The organism is Muricauda sp. SCSIO 65647 (assembly GCF_021534965.1).
Classification (GTDB): domain Bacteria; phylum Bacteroidota; class Bacteroidia; order Flavobacteriales; family Flavobacteriaceae; genus Flagellimonas_A.
On record NZ_CP091037.1, the window covers coordinates 1 to 25,909 of the forward strand.

The 25,909-nt window shown below is 41.8% G+C and carries 25 protein-coding genes; 18 read left to right on the forward strand and 7 right to left on the reverse strand.

The annotated features are described in order from the left end of the window. The first annotated feature begins 25 nt into the window (after positions 1-25). The 3 genes from dnaA to L0P89_RS00015 are packed head-to-tail and all read left to right on the forward strand — an operon-like array spanning position 26 to position 2,637. On the forward strand, positions 26-1,450 hold the full coding sequence (dnaA, locus tag L0P89_RS00005; protein WP_235266335.1) for a chromosomal replication initiator protein DnaA: 1,425 nt from the start codon (positions 26-28) through the stop codon (positions 1,448-1,450). An 8-nt stretch (positions 1,451-1,458) separates the two neighbouring features. Then, complete coding sequence (locus tag L0P89_RS00010; RefSeq protein ID WP_235266337.1) at positions 1,459-1,908, forward strand: low molecular weight protein-tyrosine-phosphatase; 450 nt, start codon at positions 1,459-1,461, stop codon at positions 1,906-1,908. Positions 1,909-1,923: 15 nt separating this feature from the next. After that, the gene (locus L0P89_RS00015; protein WP_235266339.1) at positions 1,924-2,637 is read left to right on the forward strand and encodes an SAM-dependent methyltransferase; all 714 of its coding nucleotides are present in this window, start codon (positions 1,924-1,926) and stop codon (positions 2,635-2,637) included. Between the two features lie 27 nt (positions 2,638-2,664). Here L0P89_RS00015 and L0P89_RS00020 read toward each other — a convergent pair whose 3' ends face one another. From L0P89_RS00020 to dapF, 4 genes are all read right to left on the reverse strand, one after another. Then, positions 2,665-3,303 (reverse strand): hypothetical protein, encoded by a 639-nt coding sequence (locus L0P89_RS00020; protein ID WP_235266341.1) that lies wholly within the window; start codon positions 3,301-3,303, stop codon positions 2,665-2,667. Between the two features lie 162 nt (positions 3,304-3,465). Beyond that, a complete protein-coding gene (gene mltG, locus L0P89_RS00025; protein WP_235266342.1) occupies positions 3,466-4,509 on the reverse strand; it encodes an endolytic transglycosylase MltG in 1,044 nt (347 codons plus the stop codon). Then, complete coding sequence (locus tag L0P89_RS00030) at positions 4,506-5,033, reverse strand: GNAT family N-acetyltransferase (RefSeq protein WP_235266344.1); 528 nt, start codon at positions 5,031-5,033, stop codon at positions 4,506-4,508. The genes mltG and L0P89_RS00030 overlap by 4 nt, the downstream gene beginning before the upstream one ends. Next, positions 5,027-5,815, reverse strand: a complete 789-nt coding sequence (dapF, locus tag L0P89_RS00035; RefSeq protein WP_235266346.1) for a diaminopimelate epimerase — start codon at positions 5,813-5,815, stop codon at positions 5,027-5,029. The genes L0P89_RS00030 and dapF overlap by 7 nt, the downstream gene beginning before the upstream one ends. A 126-nt stretch (positions 5,816-5,941) precedes the next feature. Here dapF and L0P89_RS00040 point away from each other — a divergent pair, with 126 nt between their 5' ends. The 10 genes from L0P89_RS00040 to L0P89_RS00085 all read left to right on the forward strand — a co-directional run bounded on the left by L0P89_RS00040 (position 5,942) and on the right by L0P89_RS00085 (position 18,329). Beyond that, on the forward strand, positions 5,942-7,336 hold the full coding sequence (locus L0P89_RS00040; protein ID WP_235266348.1) for a S1C family serine protease: 1,395 nt from the start codon (positions 5,942-5,944) through the stop codon (positions 7,334-7,336). A gap of 122 nt (positions 7,337-7,458) precedes the next feature. Then, positions 7,459-8,910, forward strand: a complete 1,452-nt coding sequence (locus L0P89_RS00045) for a glyceraldehyde-3-phosphate dehydrogenase (protein WP_235266350.1) — start codon at positions 7,459-7,461, stop codon at positions 8,908-8,910. A 121-nt stretch (positions 8,911-9,031) separates the two neighbouring features. Next, positions 9,032-9,643 carry a tRNA (guanine-N1)-methyltransferase gene (locus L0P89_RS00050; RefSeq protein ID WP_235266352.1) on the forward strand — a complete coding sequence of 204 codons (612 nt, stop codon included), beginning with the start codon at positions 9,032-9,034 and terminating at the stop codon, positions 9,641-9,643. A gap of 9 nt (positions 9,644-9,652) precedes the next feature. Next, positions 9,653-10,105, forward strand: a complete 453-nt coding sequence (locus L0P89_RS00055; protein ID WP_235266354.1) for a GNAT family N-acetyltransferase — start codon at positions 9,653-9,655, stop codon at positions 10,103-10,105. A 28-nt stretch (positions 10,106-10,133) separates the two neighbouring features. Further along, on the forward strand, positions 10,134-10,811 hold the full coding sequence (trmD, locus tag L0P89_RS00060; protein ID WP_235266356.1) for a tRNA (guanosine(37)-N1)-methyltransferase TrmD: 678 nt from the start codon (positions 10,134-10,136) through the stop codon (positions 10,809-10,811). A 119-nt stretch (positions 10,812-10,930) separates the two neighbouring features. Beyond that, complete coding sequence (gene rplS, locus L0P89_RS00065; RefSeq protein WP_235266358.1) at positions 10,931-11,281, forward strand: 50S ribosomal protein L19; 351 nt, start codon at positions 10,931-10,933, stop codon at positions 11,279-11,281. 564 nt (positions 11,282-11,845) lie between these two features. After that, positions 11,846-14,065, forward strand: a complete 2,220-nt coding sequence (locus L0P89_RS00070) for an NADP-dependent isocitrate dehydrogenase (protein WP_235266360.1) — start codon at positions 11,846-11,848, stop codon at positions 14,063-14,065. A gap of 77 nt (positions 14,066-14,142) precedes the next feature. Next, the gene (locus L0P89_RS00075) at positions 14,143-14,955 is read left to right on the forward strand and encodes a DUF4249 family protein (protein WP_235266362.1); all 813 of its coding nucleotides are present in this window, start codon (positions 14,143-14,145) and stop codon (positions 14,953-14,955) included. A 65-nt stretch (positions 14,956-15,020) separates the two neighbouring features. Next, positions 15,021-17,420, forward strand: a complete 2,400-nt coding sequence (locus L0P89_RS00080; RefSeq protein ID WP_235266363.1) for a TonB-dependent receptor — start codon at positions 15,021-15,023, stop codon at positions 17,418-17,420. 3 nt (positions 17,421-17,423) lie between these two features. Continuing rightward, complete coding sequence (locus L0P89_RS00085; protein ID WP_235266364.1) at positions 17,424-18,329, forward strand: DUF4249 family protein; 906 nt, start codon at positions 17,424-17,426, stop codon at positions 18,327-18,329. Between the two features lie 6 nt (positions 18,330-18,335). On the opposite strand, the gene L0P89_RS00090 is transcribed toward L0P89_RS00085, so the two are convergent. Next, entirely contained in the window at positions 18,336-19,664 is a 1,329-nt protein-coding gene (locus L0P89_RS00090; RefSeq protein WP_235266365.1) for a GntP family permease, read from the reverse strand. Positions 19,665-19,713: 49 nt separating this feature from the next. On the opposite strand from L0P89_RS00090, the gene L0P89_RS00095 reads away from it, so the two are divergent. After that, positions 19,714-19,941: a DUF6095 family protein gene (locus tag L0P89_RS00095; RefSeq protein ID WP_235266366.1), complete on the forward strand. Its 228-nt coding sequence runs from the start codon at positions 19,714-19,716 to the stop codon at positions 19,939-19,941. A 1-nt stretch (position 19,942) separates the two neighbouring features. Here L0P89_RS00095 and L0P89_RS00100 read toward each other — a convergent pair whose 3' ends face one another. Next, complete coding sequence (locus tag L0P89_RS00100) at positions 19,943-20,644, reverse strand: DUF4294 domain-containing protein (RefSeq protein WP_235266367.1); 702 nt, start codon at positions 20,642-20,644, stop codon at positions 19,943-19,945. A gap of 125 nt (positions 20,645-20,769) precedes the next feature. Here L0P89_RS00100 and L0P89_RS00105 point away from each other — a divergent pair, with 125 nt between their 5' ends. The 4 genes from L0P89_RS00105 to L0P89_RS00120 all read left to right on the forward strand — a co-directional run bounded on the left by L0P89_RS00105 (position 20,770) and on the right by L0P89_RS00120 (position 24,495). Beyond that, positions 20,770-21,546, forward strand: a complete 777-nt coding sequence (locus tag L0P89_RS00105) for a LuxR C-terminal-related transcriptional regulator (protein ID WP_235266368.1) — start codon at positions 20,770-20,772, stop codon at positions 21,544-21,546. Between the two features lie 29 nt (positions 21,547-21,575). Further along, a complete protein-coding gene (locus tag L0P89_RS00110) occupies positions 21,576-22,352 on the forward strand; it encodes a response regulator transcription factor (RefSeq protein WP_235266369.1) in 777 nt (258 codons plus the stop codon). 425 nt (positions 22,353-22,777) lie between these two features. After that, the gene (locus L0P89_RS00115; RefSeq protein ID WP_235266370.1) at positions 22,778-23,866 is read left to right on the forward strand and encodes a M42 family metallopeptidase; all 1,089 of its coding nucleotides are present in this window, start codon (positions 22,778-22,780) and stop codon (positions 23,864-23,866) included. Between the two features lie 32 nt (positions 23,867-23,898). Next, positions 23,899-24,495, forward strand: a complete 597-nt coding sequence (locus L0P89_RS00120) for an NUDIX domain-containing protein (protein ID WP_313790936.1) — start codon at positions 23,899-23,901, stop codon at positions 24,493-24,495. Here the strand turns inward: L0P89_RS00120 and hisS are convergent. Continuing rightward, positions 24,490-25,869, reverse strand: a complete 1,380-nt coding sequence (gene hisS, locus L0P89_RS00125; protein ID WP_235266371.1) for a histidine--tRNA ligase — start codon at positions 25,867-25,869, stop codon at positions 24,490-24,492. The genes L0P89_RS00120 and hisS overlap by 6 nt on opposite strands. Positions 25,870-25,909 lie beyond the last annotated feature (40 nt).

Genomic DNA, 25,909 nt, shown 5'->3' on the forward strand with positions numbered 1-25,909 from the left:
CTAACCAACAAACTAAGTAAGTTTCATGAATGTTACTGCAGACTCCGTTTGGAACAACTGTTTGGGCTTTATCAAAGATAACATCCAACCGCAGGCATTCAAAACTTGGTTCGAACCCATAAGGCCGGTAAGGCTTACCGACAATGCCCTGAGCATTCAGGTGCCCAGCAAATTTTTTTATGAGTGGCTCGAAGAGCATTACGTAAAGCTCTTGAAAGTGGCATTGACCAAGGAATTGGGCAAAAATGCGAAGTTGGTCTACGTCATCAAAATGGAAAACAAGTACGGTAACAGCGAACCCTTTACTGAGAAAATTCCAAGCTCTAATCGTTCGTCCATGGATCCCCAAGAGCTCGATGTGCCCATAACTTCTAAAAACCCTGAACTAAAAAATCCGTTTGTCATACCGGGCATTCGCAACATAAAAATCGAGTCACAGCTCAACCCAAATTATAATTTTGAGAACTTTCTAGAGGGCGATTCAAATAGATTGGCCCGTTCGGCTGGTATGGCGGTGGCCAACAAACCAGGAGGTACTTCTTTCAATCCCCTATTGATTTTTGGTGGGGTCGGCCTTGGGAAGACCCACTTGGCCCATGCCATTGGAGTCGAAATAAAGGACAAATATCCTGAAAAGACCGTACTCTATATCTCAGCTGAAAAGTTCACGCAGCAATATATAGACTCCGTCAAAAAGAATACCCGAAACGATTTTATACATTTCTACCAACTCATCGATGCCTTGATTATTGATGATGTACAGTTTCTATCGGGAAAATCAGGTACACAAGATGTTTTTTTCCATATCTTCAACCATCTTCACCAAAATGGCAAGCAGGTAATCCTCACCTCTGATAAGGCACCGGTCGACATGCAAGATATCGAGCAGCGGTTACTTTCAAGGTTCAAATGGGGATTGTCAGCTGAGTTGCAAAGTCCCGACTATGAGACCCGTGTCTCCATACTCAAAAACAAGTTATACCGTGATGGGGTCGAGATGCCCGAAGAAATCATCGACCATGTCGCTAAAAACATCAAGACCAATATCCGCGAGCTTGAAGGGGCCATTATTTCTTTGATCGCCCAATCTTCGTTCAACAAAAAGGAGGTCACTTTAGAGTTGGCCCAGCAGGTGGTGGAGAAGTTTGTCAAGAACACCAAACGAGAGGTATCGATCGATTATATACAAAAGGTCGTCTCAGATTATTTCGAGATGGATGTGGCCACCCTGCAATCGAAGACCCGCAAAAGGCATATTGTTCAAGCCAGACAATTGGCCATGTTCTTTGCCAAAAAATATACCAAGGCCTCATTGGCCAGTATCGGTTCGCAAATAGGCAAAAGAGACCATGCCACCGTGCTACATGCTTGCAAGACCGTTGATAACCTTGCCGAGACCGATAAACAGTTCAGAAAGTACCTCGAGGATCTGAACAAAAAATTCACCTAATTTTTGCCATGACCAAGATATTGATGGTCTGTTTGGGCAACATTTGCCGTTCTCCCTTGGCCGAGGGCATTCTTAAATCAAAGGTCGATCGATCGAAAGTTTTTGTCGATTCAGCAGGTACCGGAGGGTATCATGTTGGGGAGCCCCCAGATAAAAGATCCATAGAAGCTGCGATGAGTCGGGGTATAGATATTTCTGGGCAACGCTGTAGAAAATTTTCAAAAGTTGATTTCAGGGATTTCGACCTCATCTTTGCCATGGACAGAAACAATTACCACGATATCTTGAAACAGGCAGAAACGGAAGAAGATAGGCAGAAAGTGCATTTGTTGCTCGATTTGATAGATATAGGCGTGCAAGAGGTACCCGACCCCTATTATGGTGGAAAAAGAGGATTTGAAGATGTATATGGGATGATTGACCAAGCCTGTACCGCTTTAATTGCGAAACTGAACTAACCGACGGATAAGAAAATGGCCGATTCTATTGGGAAATTATACTTGATTCCTACCCCATTGGGAGATGGTGGACCTTTGGAAGTTTTGCCCATTTCTGTCAAATGGGCCATTGAGAATATTGAACACTATATTGTAGAAAATGAACGTTCGGCCCGCCGATTCATAAAAAAGATAAGTCCAAAAAAGTCACAGCCAGACCTAAATTTTGATTGGTTGAACAAATTTACCAACCCCGAAGAGATTCCTACCTTTCTTGAACCTTGCCTACAGGGCCATGATATGGGTTTGTTATCAGAGGCCGGTTGCCCTGCAATTGCCGATCCAGGGGCTCAAATAGTTCGCCTGGCCCATGAAAAAAACATAAAAGTAATACCATTGGTCGGTCCCTCTTCCGTTTTGATGGCCATGATGTCGAGTGGTCTTAATGGCCAGAACTTTGCCTTTAACGGATACCTGGCGATAGAAAACAGTGAGCGGAAGAAACAAATCAAACAACTCGAAAAGAAATCTGCAGATACTGGGCAATCACAAGTTTTTATTGAAACGCCTTATCGAAATGATAAAATGTTGGTCGAATTGGTGAAAACACTGAAATCTGATACCCTTTTATGCGTGGCCACCGATATCAGCTTATCGACCGAGTACATTAAAACGCAGACAGCACATGATTGGGGCAGAACCCAAATAGAATTGAACAAAAGGCCCAGCATATTCATTATTCAGGCCTAACGAAAGCTTACGTGATTTGCCGTGTACTTATATTTTGGGGTTCCTTTTGGCATCAATTATTGAAATATCGTACCCTTCAAATTTTCGCATATAGTAAGCAATAGTACTGCCATAGGCATCCGAAAAGTCTTCCCTACCATACGAACGAAGATATTTTTTGACATTGCCGGCACCCGATAAGTGTGCTGCCGCCACAATTCCAGACTCGGTGATGTTTATCCCATTTATGCGTTTACCCACAAACCTTTTGATGTCCCTACGTAAGATCCACTTGTTTCGCGCCACATTCAATTGAAAAATCTGTTCTTGTAGGGCGGGATTTGCCAAAAAATGCTCTGTATCGTAAACGCCCATCAACTTCAAGGTATTTGCACCAAACTGATATTTGCCCATGTACCCCAAGGTGTTGACCACTCTATATCTTCCTTGTGACTCTTTAAACGCAAGTGCCTCTTTAAACCCCATAAATGACCTGTCTAAAAATATCGGATAGGAAATTTCGGGCAAATCTATAGCCGCTACTGCAGGAAAGCGTACCTCAAAAGCAACATGCACCTTGAGATTTTCGGGTACTTCAAAAGTTTCGTTCCCCGTTTCAAAGCTCACAAAACTTGCAAATACTGTAAGTATAGCAAGATGACTGGTAAAACTTATCCATCTTCTCATGTGTTCTAAATTTTAGGCCAAGTGTTAAAAAACACAAGGTTTCAAATTAGAGCGGGCAAATATATACGGGGGAAGTGTTGTTGACAATGATAAAGGTCATAAGATTTTCTTAAACCGGTATCAAAACACGTTAAAACGTACGAAAAACTTGACAAAAGGGAATTACCGGTTAATTTTTTGTTGATTGAGCCATCTGATATACTGTACCTTATTTCGGTTGTGTTGCACCAAGGTCTCAGCAAACATATGGTAGCCAAAGTTCGAGACATCAGCCACAAAATATAGATAGTCGTGCTCTTGAGGATTCAATACAGCTTCAATCGATGATATATCGGGCATCGTAATTGGCCCTGGTGGCAATCCGGCGTATTTATAGGTATTGTAGGGAGAATCTATCTCCAAATCCCTGTAGAGTACCCTTTTAATAACAGTGTCGAAGTTCTGGCTCTTCTGTTTTATTGCATATATTACGGTGGGATCGGCCTGAAGGGGCATTCCCCTTTTCAATCTATTGAGGTAGACCCCTGCCACCGTGGGGCGTTCATCGACCTTTACTGTCTCTTTCTGCACAATGGAAGCCAAAGCAATTGCTTGAGAAGGGGTTAAACCAATTTCTTCAGCTTTTTTTTCACGCTCAGTATTCCAATAGCTTCGGTATTCTTTTAGCATTCTATTGCGAAATCCCTCGGCATCGGTATTCCAAAAAAACTCATAAGTATTAGGAATGTACAAACCCAATTTTGTTTCATCGGTAAATTGTGATTCGACCAAAAAATTGGAATCGTTCATTGCCCTAAGCAGTGAGAGACTGTCGGCTTCAAGTTGCTCCGCAATACGGCCAGCAAGATCGGCAAGGGTTTCCTGATTGTTGAAAGACACCCGTACAGGAATATTTTGGCTACGCAATGAGTTCACAATTTCATTATTGTTCATACCCCTTTTGATGGCATATTTTCCACCTTTGATATTGGTGGAATAACCCTTTCTATCTGCCACGGCCATAAAGGTCGTCACGTCGTTCAAAAGCGGTTCCAATACATCGGCAACTTCATTGATGTCGGAATCTGTGGGCACAAATACATATGCCTCTTCGTTGACAAACTTGGTGTTCGGTGAAAAAATGGCCGAATAGATACGATAGGCGAAAAATCCGCAGATAACCAATCCCAACAACAATGTTGCCCATACCACACGTTTCAAATTCATGGTGACTTTAATTTTTGGTACAAAACTTCGTTTTTGAATCCATTTTCTGATTTGATCCAATCTTTTTTTAGCCCTACACGTTTGAAGCCCATTTTTTCGAAAAGATGGAGGCTCGCTTTGTTATCTTCAAGTATGTTCGCGTACAACTGGTGTAGGTTCAATATCGAAAAGGCATAGTCTATCATCAAGGTCAGGGCATTTTGACCAATACCTTTATTTCTGTCTTTTGACTCTAAAACCACTATGCCAAGGCCTGCCCGAAGATTTTTAGGATCAAAGTCAAATAGATCTATCAGGCCCACTTGATCATTTTTCGAATTGCATATACATAAACGTAATTGCTTGACCTCATAAACATCACGATGTGAATTGTCGAGATAGTTTCTCAAAACTTCTTTCGAAAATGGGGTTATGGTACCACTGATCTCCCATAAATCGGTGTTGTTCTCTAAATGGTACAGAAAATCCAGATCTTCGGGTTCTAGCGCGCGCAGATAGCAGTTTCTTGACTTCAATTTTAACACTGTATTTCCCCTTTAAAAACAAAATCGGCCGGTCCGGTAAGTGTTACGCTGGTGTAGGTGTCTCCTTCTTTTTGAAATGAGACCGCTAGTTTACCCCCCTGGGTCAAGATATTCAACTCATTCTCTGATGTTTTACCGTCATGGTGCATGGCAAGAGCCACTGCGGTTACGCCGGTACCGCAAGACAGCGTTTCATTTTCTACTCCCCTTTCGTAAGTGCGAACTTCGAATGTCTTGGTATCTACCTGTCTTGTAAAGTTGATATTGCTGCCCTCTTTTCCATAGAGCCCGTAGCGAATTTTGGCCCCTTCCCTTTTGACTTCCAAATTTTTCAGATCATCATGATATTGCACATGATGGGGAGAGCCGGTATTCAAATAATGGTATTTGGTCTTTGATCTTATGTTCTTGACATCTTTCATGTGAAGGGCGACAAGTCCATTTTTAATTTCAGCCTTGTGCATTCCATCTACCGCATAAAATGTAGCGGTGTTTTGAATCAGTCCGAGTTCTTTGGCAAAGGCCACAATACATCGTCCACCATTGCCGCACATCGTACTTTCATTTCCGTCTGAATTATAATAGACCATTTTGAAATCTGACATTGTGTCATCTTCCAATAAAATAAGTCCATCGGCACCAATGCCAAATTTTCGGTCACAAAGCTTGGCCACTAATTTGGTATTGTTTTTGGGAAAAATATCTTGACGGTTGTCAATGATAATAAAGTCATTGCCCGTGCCCTGATATTTGAAAAAAGGTAGCCGTACATTTGAATGCATCGCACAAAGATAGTATAATCTTTAAGGATTCTTTTGCAGTTAAAATGTAGTTAAACTAATAGCCCAGGGCATATTAACCGTTAATTTTATGTTTACTGAATCACAATTGATAAAGCTGAATACATTATGGGAAGAACAGCAAGTTTATTTTTAGTGGCCCTTTTTGCGGGTGCCATCACTTTGGGCTCTTATAAACTATTCTTTGAAAAAAATACATACCAATGGGCAGGTCAAGAAACGGAAGTGCCTTTTTTGACCACCAGTACGTTACCGACTTCAGCCAAGGGAGCAGGTATCAATGAAGTTGATTTTACGATTGCGGCAGAGAAAACCGTGAATGCCGTGGTCTACGTAAAAAATATGACCATTAGTCGTGGCAATCCGATCGCAGAATTCTTCTACGGTTATGAGGGTAGTCAAAGAGCGCAGGTCGGTACCGGTTCTGGTGTCATTATTTCACCAGATGGTTACATTGTTACCAATAATCATGTTATTGATAAAGCCAAAGCGCTCGAAATAACTTTGAACAACAACAAAAGTTATGACGCTGAAGTCGTAGGTGCCGACCCTTCTTCAGACATTGCCCTGTTAAAGATAGATGTAGAACAACCCCTGCCCTATCTGGCCTTTGGGGATTCTGATGACACTAGAATTGGAGAATGGGTGTTGGCGGTCGGAAATCCGTTTGGGTTGACCTCAACCGTTACGGCAGGAATAGTCAGTGCCAAAGCAAGGTCAATATCCCCTCAAAGGAACCAATCGTTTATTCAAACAGATGCTGCAGTTAATCCAGGTAACAGTGGCGGGGCCTTGGTCAACACCAATGGTGATTTGATCGGCATCAATACTGCCATTACATCACAAACAGGTTCTTATGTTGGGTATTCTTTTGCGGTGCCCAGCAATATTGCCAAGAAAGTGGTGGACGATCTTCTGGAATATGGAAAAGTACAACGTGGTATTTTAGGTATCAGTGCCTTAAACGCCAATTCAAAGGAAGCCCAAGAACAAGGCTTAGATGAAATCGACGGTGTCTATGTGGCTAGTATTGAAGAAGACTCTGGTGCCGATGATGCCGACCTACAATCAGGTGACATCATCAAAAAAGTAGATGACATAAGGGTGCGAAAGTTTTCTGAACTGAGTGGCTACCTCTCATCAAAGCGTCCTGGCGACCAGGTCGAAGTTCTTGTTGACAGAAATGGTCAACAAGTCATTACCATGGTGGCCTTGAAGAAACCCCAAAGTACCGTTTTACCGGTCACTGGTTTTCAAGTGAAAAACCTATCAAAAGAAGACAAAAGAAAGTTCAACGTTGACAAGGGAGTCAAAATATTGAACGTTCCGGAACCGTATAAGGCATATGATTTAGAGAATAAGGTCATTGTCAAAGTAGATGATGAAACTATCGAAGATATAGATGACGCCAAAAACCTGTTCTCAAAAATCAGTCGATATGGTAAAACCAGTTTTACCATGATTAACGAAAAAGGCGAAAAAGAACGGCTGATTTTACAGTAGTCGTCATTTGAACGTTGATGAAAACGCCCATATTCTGGGCGTTTTTTATTTGAAAATTCTTTTACGAAAACGTTTGAAACTCTAATTTTGCGCCAAATTTCTAATCCATTGAACAACCTGACATGAGCGAAATCAAGTCTTACGAAAAAGAACTGGCATTTCAAGCCGATAGAAGAAAGGCAACCACTGAATTTATCAAGATAATCAGCGACCTTTGGTACGATAAGGCCATTGAGGTGGTGCTCTTCAAAAATCAGGTCATTGATAAAAATGTTAGCGATATCATCAATCTACACGAATATGCCGGTGAATTTGTGCAGAAGCCCATTTCAATCTTCGACTCTGTCGAGATTTTGAGGGCCATCAATGATATTCAGCTGCCCCCTGCCAAATTGGACATCGGCAAACTGACCTATGAATACCATTCACAAGATAATCTTCACCACGATGTCAAGACGTTCGTACTTGACAAATTGAAAGATGCCCAGCAGTCGAAAGAGATAAAGCCCAAAGATGTTGTGCTATATGGATTTGGAAGGATCGGGAGGCTATTGGCACGTGAACTGATGGCCAAGACCGGAAAGGGCAACCAGTTACGGCTGAGGGCCATTGTGACCCGTGGAGAAGTAGATGATGAAGTATTGGAAAAGAGAGCTGCACTATTACGTACAGATTCGGTACATGGTCAATTTATGGGTACGGTCGATGTCGATACCGAAAATAAGGCCCTGGTCATCAACGGCACCACTGTTTTTATCATCAGTGCCGACAAGCCAGAAGATATCGACTATACCCAATACGGTATCTATAATGCCCTGATCATCGATAATTCAGGAGCCTTTAGGGACGAAAAATCACTTTCGAGACATCTAGAAGCAAAAGGGGCCAATAGAGTATTGTTGACAGCACCCGGAAAAGAAGAAGTGCCCAATATTGTTCATGGAGTGAATCATAGTGAATTTGACCCAGAAAAGACAAAGGTGTATTCAGCGGCTTCTTGCACAACAAATGCCATAACACCTATTCTGAAGGTCATTGACGATTCTTTAGGTATCAAAAAGGGACATATAGAGACCATACACGCTTATACGAACGACCAAAATCTGGTTGACAACATGCACAAGAAGTACCGCAGGGGCCGTGCGGCGGCCTTGAATATGGTCATAACCGAAACCGGTGCAGGGCAAGCAGTGGCCAAGGCGCTTCCATCGTTAAAGGGAAAACTGACCTCTAATGCCATTCGGGTACCGGTGCCCAATGGATCTCTTGCCATTTTAAACCTAGAGGTGAAGAGCAAAACCTCAAAAGATGGGGTCAATACCATTTTGAAAAAATATGCTTTAGAGGGTGACTTGGTAGAGCAGATCAAATACTCATTGAGCAATGAATTGGTATCTTCAGACATTGTGGGCACCTCGGCACCGGCTATTTACGACAGCAAAGCGACCTTGGTTTCCAACGATGGCAAGAACATTGTGATCTATGTGTGGTATGACAACGAATATGGCTATTCACACCAAGTAATACGATTGGCGAAATACATTGCCAAAGTCAGAAGGTACACCTATTACTAATCCAAAAACCTATTGGGCAACGTATATTAAACTTCATGAGACAGCATTTTTCTTTTGAAAGTAGTAATATTACCTTAATTTCGTGATGCTCTATTTCTTATAATCACATATATACAATACCATGAGAAGTATAAAACTGCTATACCTACCCCTTTTTCTATTATTTTTTCATTTTCAGACCAGTAGCGCCCAGCAATCAAAATCATTGGATGAGGGCAGCATCGAAGCACAGTTTCAATACCTAGAGAAAAAATCTGGGAACTATCGGGCAAACGGAGTGCGGTATGAGGTCATCAAGCTTTTTGAGCTGAGCAAATTGAAACAGAACGTATTCGACTCCCTGCAAACGGCGAACAATACTATTGCCGATTTGAAAAAAACCATTGCGCAAAATAAAAGTGAAATCAACGCACTGAATGCAAAACTTGAAGAAACGACCAAGAATCTCAATGAAACAAGGGCTGAAAAAGATAGCATGTCGTTTTTTGGGGCACAGGTCTCAAAAGGTACTTACAAGTTAATTATGGGTGTCTTACTTCTAACTTTCATTTTGTCACTGTTGTTCTTTATTTACAAATTCAGAAAGAGCAACTTCTTGACACAACAGGCAAAATCTGCACTGGCCGATTTAGAGGAAGAATATGAACAACACCGTAGAAGGGCCTTGGAGCGGGAGCAAAAGATAAGTCGTCAGCTACAAGATGAACTCAATAAGAACAAAAAAACGCTGTAAAATGGGCCAATGGTCGATATAAGTAGAGCCAGTGCTCGCGACATACCCACTATTGTCCCTTTATTTGATGCCTATCGTGTTTTTTATGGGCAAGAATCTAACCTCGATGCAGCCCATTCTTTTTTATTAGAGCGTTTTAGCGACCAAGACAACATTATTTTTTTGGCTTTGCATGACGATATGCCAATAGGTTTCGTACAGTTGTACAAAACCTTCTCTTCGGTCAGTCTACGGCCTTATTATATTCTCAACGATCTTTTCGTCAAAAAAGAATTCAGAAAAAAAGGTGTTGGCGAAGCACTTCTTGAAAAGGCCAAAAGTCATTGCAGGCAAATGGATTATAAAGGACTGGCCTTGGAAACGGCCACTGATAATCCTGCAAAAAAACTATATGAAAAATTGAACTGGAAAAAGAGTACCGAGTTCTTTCATTACTTTTGGAGCAATCCAGATTTGGCGTAAGCCATTGTTCAAACACTGTTGCCAGAACATGCGAATCGATATCATCACCCTTTTGCCCGAATTGTTGCGAAGCCCTTTTGAGGCCTCCATCTTAAAGCGTGCCATTGACAATGGTGTGGTTGAAATACATTTGCACGATTTGAGAAAATACGGCTTGGGCAACTATAGGCAAGTCGATGATTACCAATTTGGAGGTGGTGCGGGAATGGTCATAATGATAGAGCCCATTGACAACTGCATTTCAGATTTAAAAAAAGAAAGGCATTATGATGATGTGATTTACCTTACGCCTGATGGCCAAACATTGAATCAGGCCATGGCGAATGAACTTTCCTTGAAAGAGAACCTCATACTCTTATGCGGTCATTATAAAGGTGTTGATCAACGTGTAAGGGACCATTTAGTTACCAAAGAGATTTCAATTGGCGACTATGTGCTCTCAGGTGGTGAATTGGGCGCTGCCGTGCTTTGCGACACAGTCATTAGGTTACTGCCGGGTGTATTGAACGATGAGACCTCTGCCCTCACCGATTCTTTTCAAGACAATCTGCTCGCTCCGCCGGTATATACCCGCCCTGCCAAATATAAGGGCCTTGAGGTACCCGAAATATTGTTGAGTGGCAATACACCAAAAATAGAGGCATGGCGTGAGCAAAAGGCCCATGAGCGCACAGTCGAAAAAAGACCCGATCTGCTTGGCGAATAAACAAAAATAATGGCCAGGCACTTGTAGATTCTAAATAATGCACTACTTTTGCAAACGCAAAATCAACCTCTGACGAAAATCGTGAACGTTGCTTTTGGCATAACGACAAACCATTTGATATGGAATCTCTTATAAAATTTGTAGAAGACGAATTTGTACCTAAAAAAGACTTTCCAGATTTTTCGGCCGGTGACACTATTACCGTGTACTACGAAATTAAGGAAGGCGAAAAAACCCGTACCCAGTTTTTCAAGGGGGTGGTCATACAACGAAGGGGCAGTGGTTCTACTGAGACCTTTACCATCAGAAAAATGTCAGGTACTGTGGGGGTAGAACGAATCTTCCCCGTCAACATGCCCGCACTTCAAAAAATTGAGGTGAATAAAAAAGGAAAAGTAAGAAGGGCACGTATCTTCTATTTCAGGGAGTTGACAGGTAAAAAGGCTAGAATCAAAGAAGTTAGAAAATAGGTTATTTCCAAGTTTTGAAAAGGCGCTCAAAAGAGCGTTTTTTTTATGAACAATTGTTAATAACGATGGTTCATATTTTGTTGATTTTTAATTACTTGTAAAATTTGCATAGATTATATTTTATTCTACTTTTATCAAACGATGAATGAAGAACGGCAATGTCGCAATTCATCATCCATATAAAGTTGACGTTCTTTATAGTATTGTTTTGGGCTTTTTATTGGTAACACTACTAATCAAAAAGTATTTCGCGGATAGCGCGCTTCGGCACACTTGAAACGAATGACACAAAATTTGTGTGCGGGCAAGAGAGCAATTTCTTGCTTTGACAGGTTTTGGAAGCAAAGCAGTATTCAGGGACACAATGCGTTGTTTAGTTGAAAAATTAAGAACAAATGTGTTTCGAAACGTTGGGAAGTTGGCCAACAATGGTCCTAGATCATGAGCTTGTGGCAACACAAGTGGAGTTGGGAACTTTTCTGAAAGCCATATCAGTGTGCAAACATCGATATGGCTTTTGTTTTTGCCTTTAATTGTATATTTGCACCGCTCAAATATCACCGAATGGCAAAAATTCTTTATACAAAGACCGACGAGGCTCCCGCTCTGGCAACACAATCGTTTTTACCCATTGTCAAATCATTTCTCAAAACTGCTGATATTGCTATCGAAACTAAAGATATCTCCCTCGCTGGTCGTATTATTTCTGCTTTTCCTGATTTTCTGGTAAAAGAGCAACGGCTTGAAGATAATCTTGCCCTTTTGGGTGCAATAGCCAAAACACCTGAGGCCAACATCATTAAATTGCCGAACATCAGTGCCTCTATTCCACAAATGGAAGAAGCTATTGAAGAGCTTCAAACAAAAGGATATCAACTGCCCGATTATCCGCATGAGCCAAAGAATACCGACGAAAAAGAGATCAAATCACGATACGATAAGATTAAGGGAAGTGCTGTGAACCCAGTATTGAGAGAAGGCAATTCTGATAGAAGGGCCCCAAAAGCGGTAAAGAACTATGCAAAAAAGAACCCACATAAAATGGGAAAATGGTCTTCTGATTCGAAGACCCATGTGGCCACGATGTCAAAAGGTGATTTCAAGTACAATGAAAAGTCCCTTACCCTGCATGATGCCGATGTGGTCAATATAGAATTACTGACACCAAATGGCGAAAAAACGATATTGAGACAAGATATTTCTTTGCAAAAAGAAGAGATTATCGATGCTACGGTGATGTGCAGAAAAGCCTTGGTCGAGTTTTTACAAGAGCAGGTGAACGATGCCAAAGAAAAAGACCTGTTGTTATCGGTACACTTAAAGGCCACCATGATGAAGGTCTCCGATCCCATTATTTTTGGCCACGTCATGAAGACCTATTTCAATGAAGTCTTTGAAAAGTACAATGATGCTTTCGAGCGGTTGGGCATTAGTGCCAACGACGGACTTGAGAGTCTTTTTGACAAACTTGACGATCTTGATGCAACAAAAAGAATCGAAATAGAAAAGGCCATCGATAAGACAATATCGCAAAATGCAAATTTGGCCATGGTAAACTCTGATAAGGGCATTACAAATTTGCATGTGCCAAGCGATATTATCATCGATGCCTCAATGCCCGCAATGATCCGAAATTCTGGTAAGATGTGGAATGCCAATGGCAAACTGCAAGATACCAAAGCGATTATTCCCGATAGCAGCTATGCCGATATCTATCAGGCTACCATTGATTTTTGCAAAGAGCACGGTGCCTTTGACCCCACTACAATGGGTACGGTACCCAATGTAGGTCTCATGGCCCAAAAGGCCGAGGAATATGGCTCTCACGACAAGACTTTCGAAATAAGCAAAAAAGGTGTTGTGCAAGTAGTAAGTGCCAATACGGGCAATGTGTTGTTGCAACATCAGGTAGAAGAGGGTGATATTTGGCGAATGTGCCAGGTCAAAGATGCTCCCATACAAGATTGGGTAAAGCTAGCCGTTTCAAGGGCAAGGGCGACACAAACCCCGGCAGTCTTTTGGTTGGACGAAAACCGTGCGCATGACGCCGAGCTTATCAAGAAGGTAAAGATTTACCTTCAAGATCATGACACAAACGGATTGGACATTCGAATCCTCTCTCCTTTCGAAGCGACCAAGTTCACGCTAAAAAGAATCAAAGAAGGTAAAGACACCATTTCAGTTTCTGGAAATGTACTAAGAGACTATCTGACCGACCTCTTCCCTATTCTCGAAGTGGGCACCAGTGCCAAAATGTTGTCGATAGTACCACTGATGAACGGTGGTGGCCTATTTGAGACAGGAGCAGGTGGTTCGGCCCCAAAGCATGTCGAACAATTTTTGGAGGAAGGCCATCTGCGATGGGATTCACTTGGGGAGTTTATGGCCTTGGCCGTGTCTCTTGAACATTACGGAGAAAGAAACAACAACCAGAAAGCCTTGATTTTGGCCGATGCCCTTGATAATGCCACCGAGGCGTTCTTAGAGAACGATAAATCTCCCTCTAGAAAGGTCAATGAGCTTGACACCAGGGGAAGTCATTTTTATTTGGCGCTATATTGGGCACAAAAGCTGGCCGAGCAAAATGAAGACCAACCGTTGAAGCAAAAATTTCATAGTATTTACCAAGAACTATTGAACAATCAAGAAAAGATTGATAAGGAATTGTTGGATGCCCAAGGTAAGCCGATGGATATTGGCGGGTATTATCTGCCCGACCCGACAAAGATATCAAAAGCAATGCGCCCCAGCGAAACCCTAAATTCAATTTTAAGAAGTTTGTAGGTGTTCTGTTTAAGAAAGTGTTAAGCCATACCATAAAGAGTTTGCTTTGGTTATTTTAGATGCACCAAAAGAAATTCTTGGCATTGAAAAAGCACATTCTTCGTTTTATACCCCTATTAGTATTCTTTTCCTGCGAAGATGTCATTGACGTCGACCTTGCCACCGTAGAACCAAAATTGGTCATTGATGCGCTCGTGGGCTACAATGTCAACAATGGCGACCCGATTACAATTGGTCAAGTACGCCTAACATTGACTACCGATTTTTTTGCCGAAGAAGTACCACCTGCAGAAAATGCGAGTGTTCAAATCATAGATGAAGAAACGGGAGATGTGTATCCTTTGACCGAAAATGAACCCGGCATTTTTAGGGATGGTTTTCCAGATTTGGAATTTGGAAGGGATTATACCTTAGTGGTTATTTATCAAGGGCAAACGTATCGCGCAACAGAACAGTTGCAACCTACCGGTCAGATTGAAAATGTGGAGCAGGGAGATGGCTTTTTATTTGATGAGGATGAAGAAACAGAGGTCATAGTCACTTTTGTTGACATTCCTGACCAAAGGAATTATTATTTGTTTGCCTTCGGATTTGACAATTATTTGGTCACTGACGATGAATTTTATCAAGATCAGAGCCTTACATTTTCTTATTTCTATGAAGACATAGAACCTGGCGATTTGTTGACGATCACTTTGCTCGGCATCGATAAGGAATTTGCAAGTTATGTTGACCAAGCCCTGGTACAGGCTGGAGAAGATGGTGGCGGATTTGGGGTTCCGCCAGCTACCGTAAGGGGCAATGTGCTGAATAATACAGAGCCCGATAATTTCCCTTTCGGATATTTCGCTATCAGCGAAGTCGATGTTGAACTATTCACTGTGCAATAACCCATAAGTACCACCGAAACCCAATGAATAATTTAAAGATTCATTACTTTTAAAAAAACTTGACAATGATAAAGAAAATACTGCCGCTTTTAACCCTATTATTCTGCTCTTTTTTTTCATTGTTTTCCCAACAAAGGCATACCATCAGCGGAACGATTAGAGAAGCCGTTAGTAACGAGACACTGATTGGGGTCAGCATAACCGTACAAAATGCAAGAATTGGTGCCGCCACCAATGAGTATGGTTTTTATTCCATTACCCTTCCCGAAGGAGACTATACCCTAATCATCAGTTATTTAGGATTTCAAGATATCTCAAAATCGATTTCACTGAATTCAGATATGAAGCTAGACTTCAATCTTCAAGAAAAGACCGAAGAGCTTGAAGAGGTTGTAGTTACCGAAGATGCAGAACGTATAGATATCAGAAAACCCCAGATGAGCGTGAGCACCTTGGCCGTGCAGACCATAAAAAAAATTCCCGTTGTTTTGGGGGAATCCGATGTGATACGCTCTTTGGTGCTATTGCCCGGGGTGACCAATGCCGGTGAGGCTTCCTCTGGGTTCAATGTACGTGGAGGGGCAGTTGACCAGAACCTCATATTGCTCGACGAGGCAATCATTTTCAACACCTCCCATTTGTTCGGATTCTTTTCCGTTTTTAATCCTGATGCCATTAAGGATGTCAAGCTGTTTAAAGGTGGAATACCCTCTCGGTATGGAGGCCGGGTTTCATCCGTGCTCGAGATTTTTCAAAAAGAAGGAAATAGCAAAGAGCTAAAAGTGAATGGGGGCATTGGGGCCGTGGCGAGTAGGCTTTTGGTAGAAGGCCCTATCATCAAAGACCGCACTGCATTTTTAGCCGGTGGAAGGGCCTCGTATGCACACTTGTTTTTGCCCTTGTTCAATATTGACAATCGCGCTTACTTCTATGACCTCAATACCAAGATAAGCCATAGGATCAATGACCGTAACAGCATTTTTCTATCGGGTTATTTCGGACGAGACCTGTTCAGTATAAATGATAGCTTTATAAACACCTATGGCAATGCTGTCGGTAATTTTAGGTGGAACCACTTGTTTTCAGATAAGTTGTTCTCTAATCTATCTTTGATCTATTCTGATTATTTCTACGGACTCGAACTTGACTTTGTAGGCTTTGAATGGGATTCAGGTATTCAAAACTTTAACCTGAAATACGATCTGAAGCACTATTTAAGTGACAAATTGCAGATCAATTATGGGGTCAACAACATTTATTATGTCTTCAACCCAGGTAAAATAAAACCAAACAGTGAAGATTCAGGCATAGTAGAAGACCAACTGACCAAGAAATATGCAAACGAAGCCGCCGCCTACGTCGACATAGAACAGAAAATAACGGAAAACCTAAGGGTAAATTATGGACTTAGGGCCAGCCTGTTCAACCGATTGGGGCAAGATGAACTTTTTGTATACGAAAACGATCAACCGGTTATATTCGACCCCTTTCAACTGATTTACAGAGAAGCCACCCCCATTGACACCATAAGTCCTGGTAGGGGGCAAAATATTAAAACATTTTTCAACTTTGAACCCCGTGTATCGGCCGCGTATACGATCAACGAAAACAGCTCCGTAAAGGCCAGTTACACAAGATTGGCCCAATACCTGCATTTGCTCTCGAACACAAGCTCTCCCACCCCGTTGGATGTGTGGACACCTAGTGGACCGTTCATCGAACCCCAGTTGTTGGACCAATATGCCCTTGGTTATTTTAGAAATATCAACAACGGAGACTACACCCTAGAGTTGGAAGGTTTTTATAAAGACATACAGAATAGGATAGATTACATCGACGGGGCAGATCTGATCGCGAACGATGCCATTGAACAGGTCATTCTGAACGGTGAGGCACGGGCATATGGCCTAGAACTGTTATTACGAAAAAATGAAGGTCGTTTTCAAGGGTGGTTGGCCTATACCCTTTCCCGTTCTGAACAACGCACCCCCGGTAGGGAGCCCGTAGTCGATAACGGTCGTTCAAACTTGGAAACAGGGATCAACCTTGGTGAATGGTACCCTACCCCATTTGACAAAACCCATGACATTTCCCTTTTTGGCAATTATGAATTGAACAAGAAATGGAATTTCAACGCCAATTTTGTCTTTCAGACGGGGCAGCCTACCAACTACCCCGTTGGGCAATTTGAATTTCAAGGATTGGTGGTACCTTTTTTCGGCTTGAGAAACCAGACAAGGCTACCGGATTACCATCGGTTGGATATTTCAGCGACCCTTTCCCCAAAAAAGAATAGAAATCGAAATTTTCAATCAGAATGGGTTTTTAGCATCTACAATGTGTACAATAGAATGAATGCCGCTTCCATAAACTTTAGGCAAAATCAAGACACCGGTAGAAATGAAGCGGTTAGAACGGCAATTTTCGGTATCGTTCCGGCTATCACGTATAATTTTAAATTCTAAGCTATGAAACGGATACTTTATTTTCTAGTGGTTTTGACAGTCATCTTCTCGTGTGAAGATGTCATTGATGTAGAGACCCAACCTGAACCTCCAAGGCTGGTGGTCAACGGCTTGTTACGGGTAGATATAACGCAAGAGTTCATCGACGTGCGTGTTCAAGTGAGCGAGACAAGTGACTTTTTTAATGAGAATACGATAACACAGCTAGAAAGTGCTGTTATTCTTCCGGGCAGGGTCAACCCTGAGCTAAACGCAGGTGTAGAATTCGGGAGATCTAGGGTTTTGGTAGAATCTGAACCTGGCAGTGGCGTTTATATACCCAGTTATATACCCGGCTCTGATACTGATGACCGCATTAGAACGGCAGGGCTTTCTACAGAAACCGTGTTTTTGCTGATAATAGAGCACAAAGGAAGAAGGTACGCGGCCCAAACCCCGTACTCACTGGCTGTACCCATAGAAAATATGGAACAGGGAGATGAGACCCTGTTTGATGAAGATGACACAGAAATAAAGATTACCATTACTGATATTCCAGATTTTGAGAACTATTATGTTTTTGATTTTGGGGAAGGAGAGTTTTTGGCCTTGGATGACCAATTTATAGATGGTCAAGAATTTGAGTTCTCCTATTTTGTGGAACGTGACCTAGAATCTGGAGAAGAATTGGAGGTGAGCATACTTGGGGCCGACCAACAGTTTTTCAATTATATCGATTTATTGGTCGAACAGACCGAAAACGATGGTGGGGTATTTGAAACCCCTGCCGCCACTGTTCGCGGCAATGTCTTTGACATCACTGGCCTTGATAACATAGTCATTTTTGATAATGTGGAACGACCCAATGATTTTGCATTGGGGTACTTTGCGGTAGTACAAGAATTCAAGCGGAGCATCACAATCGAATAGCCACTTTCAAGCCAATAGTAGATAAAGGCCCATAATTATCAGAATACCCACCAGCCCCTGACAGAAGGTCGCCAAAGTATGCCCCTTCAGTGCATTTTTGACATCTAAATTCGAGAATTGTGACACCACCCAGAAATAGCTGTCATTGATGTGTGAAACGGTCATGGCACCCGCGCCAATGGCCAAAACGCCCAATGCCTTTTCAGCAACCGTCTCCAATCCGAAAGTGGTCAACAAAGGTGCCGCAATGGCAGCAGTAGTGATAATAGATACGGTTGAAGACCCTTGGGCCGTCTTTAGGGCGGCAGCGATTCCGAAACAGATCAAGAGCCCACCGATTCCAGAGGTTGAGGTCAAATTCAATATCGAGGCAAAATCAACAGTTCTCAGAATGGCTCCAAAGGCACCACCTGCACCTGTAATAAGTACAATGAGGCCAGCTTGTTTCAAAGCCTCCACGATCCAATCATTTTTCTCTTTGGATGGGTGGCCTTTTCCTAATGAGAAAGCCAAGAAAACCCCTATCAAAAGGGCAATTATAGGGTTTCCAACAAAATCTGTAGTCTCAAAAAAGAATCCTTGGCCGAATGGTTTGGTCGGATAGTTGGCCACCGACTTCAAAGCGATCAAAACCAAGGGCACGACCAAAGGCAAAAAGGCCTGCAAAGCCGATGGGGTCTTGTGGACTTCGGTAACCTCTTCAACATCGGCATTCCCTTCTTTTTCCGATATCGAAATATATCCTGATATGAATCGTGCCCAAAAATATCCGGTCACACTGACAGGAATGGCTACCAACAATCCCAATATCAAAACAGTACCCAAATCGGCATCCAAGATGGCGGCAGCTGCCAAAGGCCCTGGGGTCGGGGGCACAAAAACATGGGCCGCATATAGGCCACTGGCCAATGCAATGGCAAAAAACAACACGGGTATACCTGATTTTTTGCTCAATGTTTTGTTCAATGACGAGAGAATGATAAAACCCGAATCACAAAAAACAGGAATCGATACCACAAAACCTGCCAAATTGATGGCCAAAGGCGATCGTTTCAGCCCAACCCACTTCAAAACGGTGTCGGTCAAAACTTTTGTGCCCGCTGTCTTTTCTAAAAAAATGCCGATTACACTACCAAAGGCAATGACCAAACCGATGCCCGAAAGTGTTTTGCCAAAACCTTCCGCCATATGAGACATGATTTTTTCTGGGGCAAGCCCTAAAAAAAAACCAGAGGCAATCGCGGCAATAGTCAATGAAAATACAGGGTGTAATTTGAATCGAACAGTGGCCACTATAATGAACAGTACCACAAATAAAATGACAAACAGTTCCATCAAAATTTGTTTCACTAAATATAAGTGAATTATTGGCTACCTTTATCGCATGGGAACCGATAAGACATTATTGGTAAAAGGGGTAAAATACCTCTTCGTTACGGCCTTGACCATGTTTTTGGCACCGGTGGTCATATATCAGGCCTTTAAAAATGAAGGGCACCCATGGTACATTCCTGTTCTTATAGTAGGATTGCTTTTGGCTACTGTAGCCATTGTACTCGGGTTTTATGCCGTGAAATTAATGGTCGATTCGCTTTTTGGAAAGAAAAAATAGATCAATTCTTTTTTTTGGAAGCAGTAGTATCGGTTGAATTGGTTTTCCATTTATTGCTCAACACAGCGTAGTCATAATCCAACACCGACTTTTGCCGTGTCAGGCGATTAGACGCAAAGGCCCTTTGCAAAATGTCTTCAATCAAATAGTCTTCATGTACCTCGGTTGGGCGAAATTCTTCTTTGATACTGATTTTAAACATTTTGGCAGTGGTCTGGTACCAAAAAGCCCTCCATCCGTTGCGCAGTTCCTTTACCAGACCAAAAGCGGTAGTGCCCGTCTGTCGATGTATGAGCTTAACCAATATCTGCCCTTCGGTTCGGGTTAGCTTTTTCAGTTCATCTGAAAATTCACCTTCAATATATTTCTGCATTTGGCGGGTATACTTTTTTCTATGGCGCCTCTTTTTGATTTTGGCCAAGCTGTCGTTCAGTTCGACCAGACGTTCGGCCGCCAATTTGGCATAGGGATACACTTTCAGCGTTTTTCTTCTTAAAATGTAGTAGCGGAGTTTTTCCTTTTTGTCGGCAAATTCAAGTTTTCCAAAAATATAGACCTCATCAAGAGGAATGGATTCCAGTAATAGGGAGTCTCCCTCCATTCTGACATAATATTCCGCAATAGAGTCTAAATGCTTTTCTTCTTGGGCAAATCCGAAGAAAAAAACGGAAAGAAGAAGCAGTGTTGCCAGTGTGCGACGCATAAAAAAGTACTACTAAAAAGCTCTTCAAAAGTAACGATAATAGACCATCCTTATTATTAAAAATAAGTGAATATCCTTATATTTCATGACAACAGGCCATTTGTCAAACCCAAACCAATCTGTCAATGAGTAATACGAGAGTACGGGAAATCTATAAGGTCTTTGACAATGTCAATGAATCCTTGGCCCAACAAACCGTACAATATGATGAGCAAAGACTTAATTCATTGCTCAAAAACGTATATTCTCCAGGGCCTTCCTTTCAATATGTGTTTGACTTTCCCAACAAAAAATTTCTATATGTCAGTGATGGGGCAAACAAGCTCTTTGGAGTAGATCCGCTCAAGCTGACTCCAGAGATTTTTGTGAACCGAATTCATCCCGATGACATCGAACATTATGTACACTGTCAAGAAATAGCCGCCTTTTTTTTGTTTCGCCATATCAAAAAAGAGTCCATCCCCCACTACAAGGTCTCTTTTCAGTTTAGGATAAAAGATATTGATGAAAACTATAGGTTGTTCTTGCATCAGGCCATTGCCCTGGCCGTTGACGAAAATTTCAATATTTCTTCGTCTTTCGCAAATCATTCCATTGTTGATCATATAACCACTATCAACAATTTTAAAATGTCCTTTATTGACGTTTTGGGCAATAAAAGCTATTTTGGGATCAACAAAATTGAAGATTTGAAGAATATGCCTCCCAAATCCTCTATTACCCAGCGGGAAACCGAGATCCTCAAATTAATATCAGAAGGTTATAGCTCAAAAGAAATATCGAATTATCTGCGCATCTCTTTGGATACTGTCAGCACCCATCGGAAGAATATTTTGAAGAAGACCAAGTTTAGAAACATGCCCCAAACCATCAGATATTGTATCAACGAAGGACTGATCTAAATGGCAATGACAATTAGTTAACATTTACCATGGAAAACAAAAAAGTCAGGGAAATCTATAAGGTTTTTGATGAAAAAAGCAATTTTCTGGCCAGACAAACCGTTCAAGCCGACCAAAATAAATTAAATCGTTTATTTGAAAATTTATATTCCCCGGGGCCTTCCTTTCAATACATTTTTGACATTGTGAACAGAAGATTTACATTTTTGAGCGAAAACATTCGATTGATTACCGGGGAAGATCCCGATCAGTTTCAGGTCAATGATTATGTCAATAGAATCCATCCTGACGATTTTCAACATTTTGTTCATTGTGAAGAGGTGGCAGGGTATTTCTTGTTCAAACACATTGAAAAAAAAGATATTCCCAATTATAAATTGAGTTATCAAATAAGATTTAAAGATTCAAATAACAACTATCGGCTGCATCTAAGGCAGTCTATTGCCCTTAGTGTAGATGAAGACTATAACCTTTCGACCGTTTTTACCAATCAATCTGACATAAGCCATATCACCACGCATAACAATCACAAAATCTCATTCATCCATGTTTTGGACGGCAAGAGTTATTTTGGAATTGGAAATATCAAAGACTTCGATAACAATCAGCCCAAACTGGAAATTTCAAGCCGTGAGGTTGAAATCGTGAAACTTATCTCTGAAGGTTTCAGTTCAAAAGAAATCGCCGATTACCTCCACATTTCTTTAGATACGGTACATACCCATAGAAAAAACATCTTGAGCAAAACAAACTTTAAGAACATGACCCAAGCAGCAACCCATTATGTACGGGAAGGCCTGATATAGAATTTTCTCGGTTACTTATCACCAACGCTACTTCAAACTTTTATTTCTTGCATATTCTAACTTCTGATCGCCATTAAAATACCGTTGGCAATAAATCATTTAATGTGTGAAAAGAGTCGCCTTCGTTACAAGGTTCCGATAAAAGACCATTGCATGTCTTCTACCCTCAGAATGGATTTTTCCAATATTTCGAAAATGTTGCTTTTCATCGATGTGGTGCGCGGTTCGCAACCAAAATAAGCATGAGCATGAAATGACAGCACCTATTTTCTTACACCTATAGTTGAAAATGGTTTTTTGCAAAATGCTCCCCAAAAGTTTATTGCATCTGTTCTTTTCCAAGTTTACCGACTCAGTGAATACAATGACATTTAATAGATAGGAAGATTTTAATAATTGCTAATTTTGCATGATAAAAATGTAACATGGCATCAGAAAAAATACTTACCCAGAAATCACTGAAATTCTTTGAAAAATATTTGAACAACGCTTCGCCAACCGGTTATGAGTGGGAGGGCCAAAAAATTTGGATGGAATATCTAAAGCCCTATGTCGATGACTTCATCACCGATACATATGGTACGGCCGTGGCGGTCATTAATCCCAAAGCGAAATACAAAGTGGTCATCGAGGGGCATTCCGATGAAATATCATGGTATGTCAATTATATAACCGACAATGGTTTGCTCTATGTCATTAGAAATGGGGGCAGTGACCACCAAATTGCACCTTCAAAGTGGGTAAACATCCATACCAAGAAAGGTGTGGTCAAGGGGGTCTTTGGATGGCCCGCCATACATACCAGAAACAAAGCCAAGGAAGAACCCCCAAAACTTGACAACATTTTCATCGATATCGGTGCGAAAGACAAAGAGGAAGTCGAAAAAATGGGCGTTCACGTCGGGTGTGTGATTACCTACCCAGATGAATTTCAGGTACTGAACAAGAACAAATTCGTATGCCGTGCCATTGATAATCGTGCAGGTGGTTTTATGGTGGCCGAAGTGGCCCGTTTGCTTCATGAAAACAAGAAAGAGCTGCCTTTCGGACTCTACATCACCAATTCGGTGCAAGAAGAAATCGGTTTACGGGGCGCACAAATGATCACCGAGACCATCAAACCAGATGTCGCCATTGTGACCGATGTGACCCACGATACCACCACCCCGATGATCGATAAAAAGAAAGAAGGTGAAACATCGATTGGCAAGGGACCCGTTATTTCTTACGCCCCTGCAGTACAGCAAAAGCTGCGTGAACGTATCATCGAGACAGCTGAGGCCAAAAAGATACCATTTCAGCGACAGGCCTCTTCTAGATCGACCGGCACCGATACCGATGCCTTTGCCTACAGTAACGGTGGCGTGGCCTCTGCCTTGATTTCCTTGCCCTTGCGTTATATGCATACCACCGTTGAAATGGTGCACCGTGATGATGTTGAAAACGTGATACGATTGATCTATGAAACGCTATTGGCCATCAAAGAAGGTGAAACGTTCAGTTATTTTGATTGACCCGATCGTACACTGTAGGTGAACACTTGTTTTTGACGAGGAGAGAAAATGAAAACCTGACCTTAAAGAAACTTTTTTCTTTGGATGAACTTGTGGACATACTCGATGAATCTGGAAACCACACTGGTAAATCGATGATGAAGTCTTTGGCCCATCAAAAAGGACTTTTTCATCCGACCATTCACGTATGGTTTTATACTTTAGATGGACAAGTTCTTTTGCAAAAAAGAGGAAAGAAGAAAAATACGTTTCCTTCACTTTGGGATGTATCCGTGGCGGGCCATATCGGGGCGGGTGAAGCTATTGAAACCTCTGCCCTTCGTGAAATCAAGGAAGAAATCGGTTTGGATGTGGGCAAGGGCGATTTGGAAAAAATCGGAATCTTTAGGTCTGTTCACAAACATGCCGATGATTTTGTAGATGCCGAATTTCACCACACTTTTCTCTGCAAATTGACCGTGCCACTAGAAAAATTAATAAAGCAAGATAGTGAGGTGGAAGCCCTTGCCCTGTTACCCTTGTTGACGTTTGCCGAAGAAACGTGGGGAATGGCCAATACTGGTAAGTACGTTCCCCATGGGGCCGATTACTATAAGACAATAGTCAAAGAAGTAAAGAAAAAGTTATAGCAACTCTTGGGCAAACTTTTCTGGGTGGTCCAGTTCAAATGTTTTCTGATCGCCCGTTTTCATGTTCTTTACCACAAAATTACCTGCTGACAATTCCGTTTCTCCCAAAAGAATTACATAAGGTACATTACGCTTATCGGCATATTTAAACTGCTTGGGCAATTTTGTACTTGTGGGATATAAATCGGTGCGCAAGCCAAGTTTCCGTAGTGTGTTTACCAATTTCAAGGCAGCTGTAGCTTCTTTATCCCCAAAATTCAAGCACAGTACATCAAGGGAAGTCTCTAAACTGTCAGGGAAAAGCCCCAATTCTTCCAAAACCAGATAAATACGGTCCAGTCCGAAAGAAATACCCACCCCGCTCACATCTTTTAAACCAAAAATACCAGTGAGATCATCATAACGGCCGCCCCCGCCAATGGAGCCCATCTGTACGCCCTGTGGGGCCAACACTTCAAAAATGGTGCCCGTGTAATAGTTCAGTCCGCGGGCCAAGGTAACATCCAATTGAACATTGGCCGCCTTCAATTTAAAATCTGAAATGGTATTCAAGATAAACTCCAGTTCTTCAACACCCTGAACCCCTATCTCAGAATCTCTCAGAAAGTCTTTGAGCACATCAAGTTTTTCAATATTACTGCCAGAAAGCGAAAACAATGGTTGCGCTTTTTTGATGGCAGCCTCAGAAATACCTTTGTCGAGCATTTCTTTTTTAACGCTCTCTTCGCCAATTTTATCGAGCTTGTCCAACGCCACCGTAAAATCGACCAATAATCGTTGTGCACCGATGACTTCGGCAATGCCCGAAAGAACCTTTCGGTTATTGAGTTTAAGCGTCACTCCTTGCAATGCCAAGGCGTAAAAAACAGTATCATAAAGTTGTACAAACTCTACTTCTTGCAAAAGCGAATGGGCGCCCACTACATCGGCATCACATTGGTAAAATTCACGAAAACGCCCCTTTTGTGGTCGATCGGCCCGCCATACAGGTTGTATCTGATAGCGTTTGAACGGAAAATCAATATCGTTCTGGTGCATCACCACATAACGGGCAAAGGGTACGGTGAGGTCATAACGAAGGGCTTTTTCAGTAATTTTTGGGGCCAAAGAATTTGAATTCTTCGAGCTATAGGTCACATCATCAACTTTTGAGATGAAATCTCCTGAGTTCAAGATCTTAAAAATCAGTCGGTCACCTTCCTCTCCATATTTCCCCAGAAGCGTTTCAGAATTCTCAAAGCTTGGGGTCTCGATGGGTTGAAAACCGAAGGTTTCAAAGTATTCTTTGATGGTGTCTATGATATAGTTGCGCTTTGCAACCTCTGTGGGTGAGAAATCACGTGTTCCCTTGGGTATGGATGGTTTTTGTGGCATTCTTTAAATTATCGCATAAAGATAAAGAGATTCCTGTTTT